Raw genomic sequence first — 12,779 nt, 5'->3', positions numbered from 1 at the left:
TTACCGTTTAATATTGGTTCGCGCAATGCTCAAAATAACAGCCACTCCTCTAACATAGCGCTAACGCAAAAAGTGTGCAAATGTAACAAATCTGTTGGAAGAACGAACAGACGGTTGCTAGATTGACAATATATTGCACACTTTTCAGACCGAACGCGCAAAAACGGTGAAAATATTGAACAGCAACGCGGAGACGTTATGGGCATTATTTTTGACAAACCCTTGATTGGCGTAGTGATGTGTCAGAACCACATCGGCAGCCATCTCGGGCAAACGGTTCACAATAAGTATCTCGATGCCATCGTGCTTGCTGGTGGTGTGCCCTTGCCTTTGCCGCATCAACTGATGCACGCCCCTTATCTATTAGAAAACAGTATGACGTTGCTGGACGGCATTTTACTCACCGGCAGTCCGAGCAATATCGAGCCCTGGCATTACGGTGAAGAAGGTAAAGAGGAGCATGCCGATCCGGCGCGTGACCGCCTCGCCTTCGGCATCATCACTCATGCGATTGGCAAAAAGATGCCGATTTTCGGTATTTGCCGTGGCTTGCAGGAGTTGGTGGTGGCCAACGGGGGTTCCCTGTATCGCCAGTTGCACATGACGCACCAGTTTCAGGAACATCGTGAAGATGATGCACTGCCGCTCGAACAGCAATACGCGTCGGTGCATGAGGTTCAGCCTGAAGCGGAAGGTTTGTTGAGCCAGGTGCTTGGCAGCGCTCAATCCTTTGCCGTGAACTCTCTACATGGACAAGGCATCCGCGAACCCGGCCCGCAGCTGCGCATTGAAGCGCGTGCGCCTGATGGGCTGATTGAAGCGGTGAGTTTGCGCCAGCATCCGTTTGCACTTGCGGTGCAGTGGCATCCGGAGTGGCACTCCGATCAAGACCCGGTTTCGCAACGCCTGTTTGCGGCTTTTATCCACGCGGCTCTCTGTTATCACAAGGAAAAACAGCCATGAATGATGCCACTCTGGCGCCTGGGCGACGTTTATCGCAAATCCGGCAGGAGATGGGATTGTCTCAGCGTCGCGTCGCTGAGTTGTCAGGACTCACACACAGTGCTATCAGCACCATTGAGCAGGACAAAGTCAGCCCAGCGCTGAGTACCTTGCAGAAATTGCTGAAGGTGTACGGCTTGTCGTTGTCAGAGTTTTTCTCGGAGCCAAAGGTGAACAGCACGCCGCGCGTGATCGTACGTCCGGAAGAGTGCGTGGAAATCGGCAGCCTCGGTGTGTCGCTGCGTCTGGTGGAGAACGGCGCTGAAAAACGTGCGCTGGCGATGTTGATTGAACGCTACGAACCGGGTTCCAGCACCGGAGAGAAACTGCGTCATCCTGGTGAAGAGACCGGCACGGTGCTGGAAGGGGAAATCACCCTGGTGGTCAACGGCCAGAGTTATCACCTTTATTGTGGCGAGAGCTATGTGATTGATACCGGCTTGCCGCACAGTTTTACCAATACGTCTGAGCTGCCGTGTCGCATAGTCAGTGCGCACACGCCAGCGAATTTCTGAGTTCACGCGCTTAAGGAGGATGTGATGCAACATGTGGGAAGTTATTACGCAGCAACCGCGAATGCGCATGAGCCGTGGCCCGAACTGCAGGAATCGGTGCAGTGTGATGTCTGTATTATTGGCGGCGGATTTACCGGGCTCTCCTCGGCGCTGTTTTTGACCGAAGCCGGTTATGACGTGGTGCTACTCGAAGCGGCAAAGATTGGTTTCGGAGCCAGCGGTCGTAACGGGGGCCAGGTAGTGAATTCTTACAGCCGCGATGTGGATGTAATTGAACAACGCTACGGCAAAGACGTGGCGAAGATGCTGGGCAATATGATGTTTGAGGGCGCGGAGATTATTCGCGATCGCATCGACCGTTATGCTATCGCCTGTGATTACCGTCCTGGCGGCATTTTTGCCGCGTTGAATCAGCGTCAGATGGGGCACTTGCGCAACCAAAAAGCCAACTGGGAGCGCTATGGTAACCATAATCTGGAGCTGCTGGATGAGCGCGCGATTCGTCGTGAAGTGGCAACCGATCGCTACGTTGGTGGCTTGCTGGATAAGCGCGGCGGGCATCTGCATCCGTTAAACCTGGCACTGGGTGAAGCGGAAGCGATTCGCCGTCACGGTGGGCGCATCTATGAACAATCTGCGGCACTGGAAGTGAAGTATGGCGAGCCGCATCGGGTAAAGACCGCTAAAGGTGAAGTCACTGCCACCTTTGTGATTTTTGCCGGTAATGCTTATCTCCCCTCACAACTGGAACCTCGCCTGAGCCGTAAAAGCATGCCGTGTGGCTCGCAAATCCTCACCACCGAGCCATTAAGCCGCGACCAGGCGTTGGGTTTATTGCCGAACAATCACTGCGTCGAAGATTGTAATTATCTGCTGGATTACTTCCGCCTCACCGCCGACAACCGTCTGCTGTACGGCGGCGGTGTGGTGTATGGCGCCCGCGAGCCGGATGATATTGAAGCATTGATCCGCCCTAAGTTGTTACGCACTTTCCCTCAACTGAAAGATGTGAAATTCAGCCATCGCTGGAGCGGTAACTTCCTGCTGACGCTGTCACGTATGCCGCAGTTTGGGCAAATCGAGAAGAATGCGTTCTTTATGCAGGGGGATAGCGGACATGGCGTGACCTGTACCCACTTGTCGGGAAGGCTGATTGCCGAGGTGCTGCGCGGACAGGCAGAAAGGTTTGATGCGTTTGCCAAATTGCCGCATTTACCGTTTCCTGGCGGCAGGCGCTTTAAAGTACCACTGACGGCAATGGGCGCGGTGTGGTACGCGTTAAGGGATCGCTTGGGGGTTTAGGCTAACGTATTGTCGCGGCGCAGTTTAATGCGAGTGTTATTTAAAACCCGCGATAAATCGCGCCGCTAGCGAAATAGTGCAGAAGTCTGCACTCGCACGACAATCTCACTCCAGCGGCATCTTCATCGGGTCATCGTAGCTGTACTCAAATCCCAGCTCGTTGCAGATCTTCGAGCCATCTACCACCTTCCCCGCCGAACGCACGGGCTCGGCAGTAAAGGTCGGAGCCACCAGCCCCAACTGCTTCGAAACAAACGGATAAAAATCATCACGTGCGGGATGTTTCGACGCGCACAGGTTGTAGACGCGTCCACCTTTCGGCGTTTGCAGCAACAGTACAATCGCATCCACCACATCATCGAGATGCACCAGATTGACCGCATGCCCGCCGTTTTCCAATCCCGTTTTACCGGCGAGGAATCGACCTGGATGGCGATTCGGCCCCACCAGTCCCGCCAAACGCACTATATCAACGCTAGTACCCGGCAGATCGTGCAGCCAGTTTTCCAGTTCGACCAGCGTCTTACCTGCCACACTCTCTGGCTGTAACGCACTGCTCTCTTTCATTACGCCCGAACCGGTGCCGTACACCGACGACGAGCTGGTAAAAATGATGCGCGGCACTTTATGCGCCAATGCCGTGTCTACCACGTTCTGCACGGCTTGCATGTAATCTTCACCGCCCTGAACCGTGCGGCTGGCGGGCAAAGTCACCACCAGCGCGTCCACCGCCATTAGCGTGGCCAACTCATCTGCTTCACATTCAATCTCGGGTGTTAGCACCAGTTGAAATGCCTCAATACCGCAGCGGCGCGCAGCATCCACACCATCGGGGGAGGTTTTGCTGCCGGTCACCTGCCAGCCGCGCGCCGTCAGCGCCATCGCCAGCGGCATACCCAGCCATCCCAGACCTACAATCGCGACTTTTTTCATACCGACTCCTGCTTTCCAGCGCTAAGACACTTCATCTTAGTCCCAGCGATTATGGCAAACCAGCGCAAACTGTTGCGGAAGGTTCCGAGAACTGACGTTAAAAAAGGGTTGCCAAGCGCCGCCATCTTCGTTAGGTTAATCAGCACGCAAATGAATACTCATTCAGCAACGGAATTTACTATGACACGCGTTCAGTTCAACCACCATCATCACCATCATCCTGACTAGTCTTTCAGGCGATGTGTGCTGGGAGACGATTAGGATCTTCCAGTGGTGCGAACGCAAAGAGAGCCCCCGGAAGATCATCTTCCGGGGGTTTTTTTATGGGCGAACGCAACCCCACTGAGTTCAGACAGGATTGAATAAGAGGACAGGAACCATGTTAGATAACACCCGTATTCGCATAGCTATGCAGAAATCTGGCCGTTTAAGTGATGAGTCACGCGAACTGCTGGCCCGCTGCGGTATCAAAATCAACCTTCAGCAGCAGCGTCTGATTGCGTTTGCGGAGAACATGCCTATCGATATCCTGCGTGTACGTGATGACGATATCCCTGGCCTGGTGATGGATGGCGTGGTGGATCTCGGCATCGTCGGTGAAAACGTACTGGAAGAAGAGCTGCTGGACCGCCGCGCACAAGGCGAAGACCCGCGCTACTTCACCCTGCGTCGTCTCGATTTCGGCGGTTGCCGCCTGTCGCTGGCGATGCCAGTGGATGCGGAATATACCGGCCCGCAGTGCCTGCAGAACTCACGTATTGCCACCTCTTATCCGCACTTGCTGAAGAAATATCTCGATAAGCAAGGCGTCTCCTTTAAGTCTTGCCTGCTGAACGGTTCGGTGGAAGTCGCGCCACGTGCGGGTTTGGCCGATGCCATTTGCGACCTGGTATCGACCGGTGCCACCCTTGAAGCCAACGGCCTGCGTGAAGTGGAAGTCATCTACCGCTCTAAGGCGGTACTGATTCAGCGCGATGGCGAGCTGCCTGCAGCCAAGCAAGAACTGATTGACAAAATGATGACGCGCATTCAGGGCGTGATCAAAGCGCGCGAATCCAAGTACATCATGCTGCACGCGCCAAGCGAGCGCCTGGAAGAAGTGATCGCCCTGCTGCCAGGTGCCGAGCGCCCAACCGTATTGCCACTGGCAGGCGAAGTGAGCCGCGTGGCGATGCACATGGTGAGCAGTGAAACCCTGTTCTGGGAAACCATGGAAAAACTGAAAGCGCTGGGTGCCAGCTCGATCCTCGTACTGCCAATCGAAAAAATGTTGGAGTAACAGCATGAGCACAATCATGACCCCGATTGACTGGCAACAGTGTGATGAACAACAGCAGCAAGCGCTGCTGATGCGCCCGGCGATTTCTGCCTCGGCGAGCATCAGCGAAGTGGTGCGCGATGTGCTGACGAAAGTAAAGGAAGAAGGCGATGACGCCCTGCGTGAATTCAGCGCGCGCTTCGACAAAGCGCAGGTGGAAAACCTGCGCGTCACGCCAGCAGAGATGCAAGCCGCCAGCGACCGTTTGAGCGACAAGTTGAAGCAGGCGATGGCAGTGGCTGTCGGTAATATCGAAACTTTCCATAACGCGCAGACTCTGCCCGCGGTGGATATTGAGACGCAACCGGGTGTGCGCTGCCAGCAGATCACCCGTCCGGTGCAATCTGTTGGGCTGTATATTCCCGGCGGCTCTGCCCCACTGTTCTCCACGGTATTAATGCTGGCAACCCCAGCCCGTATCGCCGGTTGTGGTCGTGTGGTGCTCTGTTCGCCCCCGCCGATTGCCGATGAAATTCTCTATGCGGCGCAACTGTGCGGCGTAAAAGAGGTGTTTCAGGTCGGCGGTGCGCAAGCGATTGCTGCGCTAGCCTTCGGCACCGAAACTGTACCAAAAGTGGACAAGATCTTTGGCCCAGGCAACGCCTACGTCACCGAGGCCAAACGTCAGGTGAGCCAGCGTTTAGATGGCGCCGCGATTGATATGCCTGCTGGCCCATCAGAGGTTTTGGTGATTGCTGATGAAGGTGCCACACCGGCATTTGTCGCTTCTGATCTGCTATCACAAGCAGAGCACGGCCCGGATTCACAGGTTATCTTACTGACCCCTTCGCTGAAACTGGCAGAAGGCGTGGCCCAGGCGGTGGAAGAACAGCTCGCGCAGTTGCCACGCGCGGCCACCGCACGTCAGGCGCTGGAGAGTAGCCGTCTGATAGTGCTGCGCGATCTGGCGCAGTGTGTGGAGATCTCCAACCTGTACGGTCCTGAGCACCTGATTATTCAGACGCGCCAGCCACGTGATCTGGTGGATGCGATCACCAGCGCCGGTTCGGTGTTCCTCGGTGACTGGTCTCCGGAATCAGCGGGTGATTACGCCTCAGGCACCAATCACGTATTACCGACTTACGGTTATACCGCCACCTGTTCAAGTCTGGGATTAGCCGATTTCCAGAAGCGTATGACGGTGCAAGAGTTGACGCCGCAAGGCTTCCTTAATCTGGCTGCCACTATTGAAACTTTAGCGGCTGCTGAGCAGTTGGAAGCCCACAAAAACGCCGTTACCCTGCGTGTTGCCGCGCTGAAGGAGCAAGCATGAGCATTGAAGATTTAGCCCGCGCTAATGTGCGCGCGTTGACGCCGTATCAATCTGCGCGTCGTTTAGGGGGTAATGGTGATGTATGGCTGAACGCCAACGAATTTCCACTGCCGGTGTCGTTTGAGCTGTCACAGCAAACGCTGAACCGCTACCCGGAATGCCAGCCTAAACTTGTTATTGAGCGCTATGCGGCTTATGCCGGTTTATCGCCGGAGCAAGTGATTGTCAGTCGTGGTGCTGATGAAGGCATTGAGCTGTTAATGCGCGCCTTCTGTGAGCCGGGCAAAGATGCGATTCTGTTCTGCCCGCCGACATACGGCATGTACAGCGTGAGCGCGGAAACCATCGGCATCGAGTATCGCACCGTGGCAGCATTGGATGACTGGCAGCTGAATCTGCCCGCCATTGCCGAACAGTTAGACGGCGTGAAAGTGGTCTACATGTGCAGCCCGAACAATCCGACCGGCAACCTGATCAATCAAGACGATATCCGTAAACTGCTTGAGATGACCGCCGGTAAAGCACTGCTGGTCGCCGATGAAGCCTATATCGAGTTTTGCCCGGAGGCGACTCTCGCCGGTTGGTTGAAAGAATATCCACATCTGGTGATCCTGCGCACGCTATCAAAAGCCTTTGCGCTGGCTGGCCTGCGCTGTGGCTTTACGCTGGCCAACAAGCCCGTGATCGACCTGTTGATGAAAGTGATCGCGCCTTACCCGCTGGCGACCCCGGTTGCTGATGTCGCGGGACAGGCGCTGAGCGAAGAAGGCATTGCGCTGATGCGTCAGCATGTCGCCGAACTCAACGCCAATCGTGCATGGCTGTTTGAACAACTGCCACAGCTGAACGTGGTGCAGCAGGTGTTCCCGAGCGAAACCAACTACATTCTGGCGCGCTTCACTAATTCGCCAAAAGTGTTTAAAACGCTGTGGGATCAAGGCATTATTCTGCGCGACCAAAACAAAAACCCCGGCCTTGCGGGATGCCTGCGCATCTCCATCGGCACCCGTAAAGAGTGCGAGCGCCTGATCGCCGCGCTGCAAGCCTTATCAGTGGAGCAAGCATGAGTCAGAAGACCCTTTTTATCGACCGCGACGGTACCATCATCTCTGAGCCGCCAACGGATTTTCAGGTTGATCGCATGGAGAAGCTGGCGTTTGAAAAAAACGCCATCCCTGCGCTGCTGGCCCTGCAAAATGCCGGCTATCAGCTGGTGATGATCACCAATCAGGATGGCCTGGGCACCGACAGCTTCCCGCAGGCTGATTTCGATGGCCCACACAACCTGATGATGCAGATCCTGACTTCGCAGGGCGTGAACTTCAGTGACATCCTGATCTGCCCGCATAAGCCGGAAGATAACTGCGATTGCCGTAAGCCGAAAACCAAAATGGTGGAAGCCTGGCTGGCACAAGGCGCACTGGACACCGCAAACAGCTACGTGATTGGCGATCGCCTGACCGATATCCAGCTGGCTGAGAACATGGGCATTCAGGGCCTGCGTTACGGTGCAGAAGGTATTGACTGGGACGCGATCCAGGCACGCCTGACCAAGCGTGACCGCCACGCGCTGGTGCAACGCAACACCAAAGAGACGCAGATCAAGGTGGAAGTGTGGCTGGACCGTGAAGGCGGCAGCAAAATCAACACTGGCGTCGGCTTCTTTGATCACATGCTGGATCAGATTGCCGTTCACGGCGGTTTCCGCATGAACATCGACGTGAAAGGCGATCTCTATATTGACGATCACCACACCGTAGAAGATACCGGTCTGGCGCTGGGTGAAGCGCTGCTGAAGGCGCTGGGAGATAAGCGTGGCATCGGCCGTTTCGGCTTCGTGCTGCCGATGGATGAGTGCCTGGCGCGCTGCGCACTGGATATCTCTGGCCGTCCGCACATCGAATTCAAAGCCGAGTTCAGCTATCAGCGTGTCGGCGATCTCAGCACCGAAATGGTTGAGCACTTCTTCAGCTCCCTCTCCTACGCGATGATGAGCACCCTGCACCTGAAAACCAAAGGTAAGAACGACCATCACCGTGTGGAAAGCCTTTTTAAAGCCTTTGGCCGCACCCTGCGCCAGGCAATTCGCGTGGATGGCAACACCCTGCCGAGTTCGAAAGGAGTGCTGTGATGAACGTGGTGATTCTCGATACCGGGTGCGCCAACCTTTCCTCCGTGAAGTGGGCGATTGAGCGCCTCGGCTATACGCCAGAAGTGAGCCGCGATCCGGATGTGGTGCTGCGCGCCGACAAGCTGTTGTTGCCAGGCGTGGGCACCGCGCAAGCGGCCATGAACCAGCTGCAGGAGCGTGACCTGATTGATCTGATCAAAGCCTGTACCCAACCGGTGCTGGGGATCTGCCTCGGTATGCAGTTGCTGGGACGCGGCAGCGATGAGAACGGCGGCGTTACCACGCTGGGCCTGGTGGATGAACCTGTTTCGCAGATGGATACCCAGGGCTTGCCCTTGCCACATATGGGCTGGAACCAGATCACCTCGCAGGCGGGTAATCACCTGTTCCGTAATATCCATGACGGCAGCTACTTCTACTTTGTGCACAGCTATGCCATGCCAGTGAACGCCGCCACCATCGCCCAGTGCGATTACGGTCATCCGTTCACCGCTGCGTTGCAGAAAGATAATTTCTTCGGCGTGCAGTTTCACCCGGAGCGTTCTGGCAAAGCAGGCGCGCAGTTGCTGAAAAACTTCCTGGAGATGTGATGATTATCCCCGCATTAGATTTAATCGACGGCAAAGTGGTGCGTCTGCATCAGGGCGACTACGGTCAGCAGCGCGACTACGGTAGCGATCCGCTGCCACGCCTGCAGGATTACGAACGTCAGGGCGCGGAAGTGCTGCACCTGGTCGATCTCACTGGCGCCAAAGATCCGGCTAAGCGCCAGATTCCTCTGCTCACTACCCTGCTGCGCGGCGTGAATGTACCGGTGCAGGTCGGTGGCGGTATTCGCAATCGCGAAGATGTGGCGGCTTTACTGGCAGCCGGCGCGACTCGCGTGGTGGTGGGTTCCACGGCTGTTAAGCAGCCGGAAGAAGTGAAAAGCTGGTTCAACGAGTTCGGCGCGGATGCCATTGTACTGGCGCTGGATGTTCGCATTGACGCCAACAATCGCAAAGAAGTGGCAATCAGTGGCTGGCAGGAAGCGGCTGGCGTAACGCTGGAAGAAGTGATTGGCTGGTATCAGCCGGTTGGCCTGAAGCACGTGCTGTGCACCGATATCTCCCGCGATGGCACCTTAAGCGGTTCTAACGTGGCGCTGTATAAAGAAGTGTCGGATGCCTTCCCGGATATCGCGTTCCAGAGTTCCGGCGGTATCGGATCGCTGGATGATATTGCGGCCTTACGTGGCAGCGGCGCGCAGGGCGTGATCGTTGGTCGCGCACTGCTGGAAGATAAATTCACCGTAGCGGAGGCGATTGCATGCTGGCAAAACGGATAATTCCTTGTCTCGATGTCCGTGACGGACAAGTGGTGAAAGGCGTCCAGTTCCGCAACCACGAAATTATTGGCGATATCGTGCCACTGGCGCAGCGCTATGCGCAGGAAGGCGCTGACGAGCTGGTGTTCTATGATATCACCGCCTCTTCCGATGGCCGTGTGGTGGATAAAAGCTGGGTGTCACGCGTCGCAGAAGTGATTGATATTCCGTTCTGCGTGGCGGGCGGTATCAAGAGTGAGGAGGATGCCGCGCGCATTCTGCAGTTCGGTGCGGATAAGATCTCCATCAACTCCCCGGCGCTGGCTGACCCGACGCTGATCACGCGTCTGGCGGATCGCTTTGGTGTACAGTGCATCGTGGTGGGTATTGATACCTGGTTCGATGAAGCCACCGGCAAGTATCACGTCAATCAATATACCGGCGATGAATCCCGTACGCGGGTTACGACCTGGGAAACCCTCGATTGGGTGCAGGAAGTGCAAAAGCTGGGCGCAGGTGAAATCGTACTGAATATGATGAACCAGGATGGCGTGCGTAACGGCTACGACCTGGTGCAACTGAAGAAAGTGCGTGATGTGTGTAAGGTGCCACTGATCGCCTCTGGCGGCGCGGGCACCATGCCACACTTCCTCGAAGCCTTTGAACAGGCAAACGTCGATGGTGCGCTGGCCGCTTCAGTGTTTCACAAACAAATTATCAATATTGGCGAGTTGAAAAACTTCCTGATCGACAACGGTGTGGAGATTCGCGCGTGTTAACTGCAGAACAACTGGCCAAACTGGATTGGGCCAAAACCGCGGGCATGATGCCTGTGATCGTCCAGCATAACGTTTCTGGCGAATTGCTGATGCACGGTTATATGAATGAGGAAGCGCTGCAAAAGACGCTTGCGGAAGGCAACGTCACTTTCTTCTCTCGCACTAAGAACCGCCTGTGGACCAAGGGGGAAACCTCCGGTCACTTCCTGCAGGTCGCGAGCATCACCCCGGATTGTGATAACGATACGCTGCTGGTGCTGGCAAATCCGATTGGGCCAACCTGCCACCTTGGCACCTCAAGCTGCTTCTCACCGGCTGCGCCAGATTGGGCGTTCCTCTATCAGCTGGAGCAGCTGCTGGCTTCACGTAAGAGCGCCGATCCTGAGAGTTCTTACACCGCGAAACTGTATGCCAGCGGCACCAAACGTATCGCGCAGAAAGTGGGTGAAGAAGGTGTGGAGACCGCACTGGCAGCCACAGTGAACGACCGTCACGAATTGACCAACGAAGCCTCTGATTTGCTGTATCACCTGATGGTGCTATTACAGGATCAAGAGCTGGATTTGAGCACCATCATTAACAATCTACGTGCGCGTCATAAATAGCGGATTGTGCAATAAGCTGCTCAAAATTGGCTTCAAAAGCGGGTTTTGAGCAGTATGCTTCTCAAATTAACGCGTGAATCTCATCGCAACTCACCGCGCGTTAATTACCCTCTTCACCCGGCACTTCGCGGCACAATCATGGCGCTTTATAAGGACGGTTCCTCTGTGACCACTCATGAAAAACTGATTGCCCTGCTCGACCAGCACAACGCGCGTTATCGCGTGATGGAACATCCCGCGACTGGCAAATGTGAAGCTGTTGCTGAGATTCGCGGAACTGAAGTGGGACAAGGCGCCAAAGCATTGGTGTGCCATGTCAAAGGTAACGGTATCAAACAGCATGTGTTGGCGGTTCTGCCGGCTGATCAACAGGCGGATTTGAGCAAAGTGGCTGAAGCGGTGGGTGGGCGTCGCGCGTCTTTGGCTTCTCCCGCAGAGGTGGACGCATTAACGGGCTGTGTGTTCGGTGCGATTCCACCCTTCAGTTTCCATCCCGACCTGCGGTTGGTGGTTGACCCGCTGCTGTTTGAACGCTACGACGAAATCGCCTTTAACGCGGGTCTGCTGGAAAAATCAGTGGTACTGAGTGTGGCGGATTATCGCACCATGCATAATGGTAACGTCATGAAAATAACCTGCTAATTGCCATGGCGGACAGTGATCGGTACTCTGCGTTATTCCACATCACGAAAAAGAAGACCGATATTATGGCAAGTTCTCGTTTTACTGCCCGCCTGCGTCAGACGCTGGCGCTGGCTGTGCTGGCAGGTTGCGCATTTGGCGCACAGGCAAAGATTGAACAAGTACGCTTCGCGGTTGATCCAACCTACCCTCCTTTCGAATCCAAAACCCCGCAGGGCAAACTTGTGGGTTTTGATATCGACCTGGGCAACGCGCTGTGCGAGCAGATGCAAACCAAATGCGTGTGGGTTGAGAGCCAGTTCGACGGCATGATTCCAGCGCTGAAAGCCCGCAAGTTTGATGCCATCCTGTCGGATATGGGTATCACTGAAGAGCGTCTGAAACAGATCGACTTCACCGTGCCGCTCTATGATACGCACACCCAATTAATTGCACGCAAAGGCTCTGGCCTGCTGCCAACGGCTGAATCGCTGAAAGGCAAAACGGTTGGTGTTGAGCAGGGAACCGTGCAGGAGCGCTATGCACTGGCAAAATGGCAGCCACACGGCGTGAACGTGGTGCCTTATGGCGATCAAGCACAGGTTGAAAGTGATTTGATCTCTGGTCGTCTGGATGTGGTGTTTACCGATGCAGCACAGGCAGCTAACGGCTTCCTGAAACATCCGCAAGGCAAAGATTTCGAGCTCGCTGGCCCGATTGTGGAAGACCCGATTATCGGTCCAGGTACAGCGATTGGACTGCGTAAAGGCGATGAAGAGCTGAAAACAGCCCTTGATAACGCCTTTGCTGAAATCAAGAAAAACGGCACTTTTGACAAGATCCAGAAGAAGTACTTCGCCACCGATATCTCGATCCAGCATTAATCAATGCAGAGGCGGCTTCATGGCCGCCCTGTTCGCGCGGCTAACATGAGCAAGCGCAAATTTAGCGGCTTCATACCCGCTCATTTTCACAGCAGCACTATAATTCCAGT

At 55.3% G+C, this 12,779-nt stretch carries 15 protein-coding genes and 1 other annotated feature; of the genes, 14 read left to right on the top strand and 1 reads right to left on the bottom strand.

Annotation, left to right across the window (positions count from 1 at the left end; all coding sequences use genetic code 11):
* The first annotated feature begins 198 nt into the window (after positions 1-198).
* The 3 genes from puuD to WFP70_RS00615 are packed head-to-tail and all read left to right on the top strand — an operon-like array spanning position 199 to position 2,819.
* On the top strand, positions 199-963 hold the full coding sequence (gene puuD, locus WFP70_RS00625) for a gamma-glutamyl-gamma-aminobutyrate hydrolase (protein WP_337022335.1): 765 nt from the start codon (positions 199-201) through the stop codon (positions 961-963).
* Entirely contained in the window at positions 960-1,517 is a 558-nt protein-coding gene (gene puuR / locus WFP70_RS00620) for an HTH-type transcriptional regulator PuuR (protein WP_034824711.1), read from the top strand. Before puuD ends, puuR begins: the two co-directional genes overlap by 4 nt.
* Positions 1,518-1,541: 24 nt before the next feature.
* On the top strand, positions 1,542-2,819 hold the full coding sequence (locus tag WFP70_RS00615; RefSeq protein ID WP_337022334.1) for an NAD(P)/FAD-dependent oxidoreductase: 1,278 nt from the start codon (positions 1,542-1,544) through the stop codon (positions 2,817-2,819).
* A gap of 105 nt (positions 2,820-2,924) precedes the next feature.
* Here WFP70_RS00615 and WFP70_RS00610 read toward each other — a convergent pair whose 3' ends face one another.
* Positions 2,925-3,752, bottom strand: coding sequence for an SDR family oxidoreductase (locus WFP70_RS00610; protein ID WP_211729770.1), 828 nt, complete (start codon positions 3,750-3,752; stop codon positions 2,925-2,927).
* Positions 3,753-3,932: 180 nt separating this feature from the next.
* Here WFP70_RS00610 and hisL point away from each other — a divergent pair, with 180 nt between their 5' ends.
* From hisL to WFP70_RS00555, 11 genes are all read left to right on the top strand, one after another.
* Positions 3,933-3,980 (top strand): his operon leader peptide, encoded by a 48-nt coding sequence (gene hisL / locus WFP70_RS00605; protein WP_100396937.1) that lies wholly within the window; start codon positions 3,933-3,935, stop codon positions 3,978-3,980.
* Positions 3,956-4,077 (top strand) — a sequence feature (His leader region). Its footprint overlaps the gene before it by 25 nt.
* Positions 4,078-4,131: 54 nt before the next feature.
* Positions 4,132-5,031 carry an ATP phosphoribosyltransferase gene (gene hisG, locus WFP70_RS00600; RefSeq protein ID WP_034824735.1) on the top strand — a complete coding sequence of 300 codons (900 nt, stop codon included), beginning with the start codon at positions 4,132-4,134 and terminating at the stop codon, positions 5,029-5,031.
* A gap of 4 nt (positions 5,032-5,035) precedes the next feature.
* Positions 5,036-6,343 carry a histidinol dehydrogenase gene (gene hisD / locus WFP70_RS00595; protein ID WP_337022333.1) on the top strand — a complete coding sequence of 436 codons (1,308 nt, stop codon included), beginning with the start codon at positions 5,036-5,038 and terminating at the stop codon, positions 6,341-6,343.
* Complete coding sequence (gene hisC / locus WFP70_RS00590) at positions 6,340-7,410, top strand: histidinol-phosphate transaminase (RefSeq protein WP_337022332.1); 1,071 nt, start codon at positions 6,340-6,342, stop codon at positions 7,408-7,410. Before hisD ends, hisC begins: the two co-directional genes overlap by 4 nt.
* On the top strand, positions 7,407-8,474 hold the full coding sequence (hisB, locus tag WFP70_RS00585) for a bifunctional histidinol-phosphatase/imidazoleglycerol-phosphate dehydratase HisB (RefSeq protein ID WP_097116671.1): 1,068 nt from the start codon (positions 7,407-7,409) through the stop codon (positions 8,472-8,474). Before hisC ends, hisB begins: the two co-directional genes overlap by 4 nt.
* Positions 8,474-9,064, top strand: coding sequence for an imidazole glycerol phosphate synthase subunit HisH (gene hisH / locus WFP70_RS00580; RefSeq protein ID WP_337022331.1), 591 nt, complete (start codon positions 8,474-8,476; stop codon positions 9,062-9,064). The genes hisB and hisH overlap by 1 nt, the downstream gene beginning before the upstream one ends.
* Positions 9,064-9,801: a 1-(5-phosphoribosyl)-5-[(5-phosphoribosylamino)methylideneamino]imidazole-4-carboxamide isomerase gene (gene hisA, locus WFP70_RS00575; RefSeq protein WP_045815223.1), complete on the top strand. Its 738-nt coding sequence runs from the start codon at positions 9,064-9,066 to the stop codon at positions 9,799-9,801. The genes hisH and hisA overlap by 1 nt, the downstream gene beginning before the upstream one ends.
* Positions 9,783-10,559, top strand: a complete 777-nt coding sequence (gene hisF / locus WFP70_RS00570) for an imidazole glycerol phosphate synthase subunit HisF (protein WP_034824747.1) — start codon at positions 9,783-9,785, stop codon at positions 10,557-10,559. The genes hisA and hisF overlap by 19 nt, the downstream gene beginning before the upstream one ends.
* Positions 10,553-11,164 (top strand): bifunctional phosphoribosyl-AMP cyclohydrolase/phosphoribosyl-ATP diphosphatase HisIE, encoded by a 612-nt coding sequence (gene hisIE / locus WFP70_RS00565; RefSeq protein ID WP_337022330.1) that lies wholly within the window; start codon positions 10,553-10,555, stop codon positions 11,162-11,164. The genes hisF and hisIE overlap by 7 nt, the downstream gene beginning before the upstream one ends.
* A 138-nt stretch (positions 11,165-11,302) precedes the next feature.
* Positions 11,303-11,806 carry a YbaK/prolyl-tRNA synthetase associated domain-containing protein gene (locus WFP70_RS00560; protein ID WP_337022329.1) on the top strand — a complete coding sequence of 168 codons (504 nt, stop codon included), beginning with the start codon at positions 11,303-11,305 and terminating at the stop codon, positions 11,804-11,806.
* A 65-nt stretch (positions 11,807-11,871) separates the two neighbouring features.
* Positions 11,872-12,669 (top strand): ABC transporter substrate-binding protein, encoded by a 798-nt coding sequence (locus tag WFP70_RS00555; protein WP_160832717.1) that lies wholly within the window; start codon positions 11,872-11,874, stop codon positions 12,667-12,669.
* Positions 12,670-12,779: the final 110 nt, after the last annotated feature.

Origin of the sequence: Pantoea sp. USMM079 (assembly GCF_037153115.1) — a bacterium.
GTDB lineage: Bacteria > Pseudomonadota > Gammaproteobacteria > Enterobacterales > Enterobacteriaceae > Pantoea > Pantoea communis.
The sequence above is the reverse complement of the archived record's forward strand: the minus strand, read 5'-3'. Positions and strand labels throughout refer to the sequence as shown.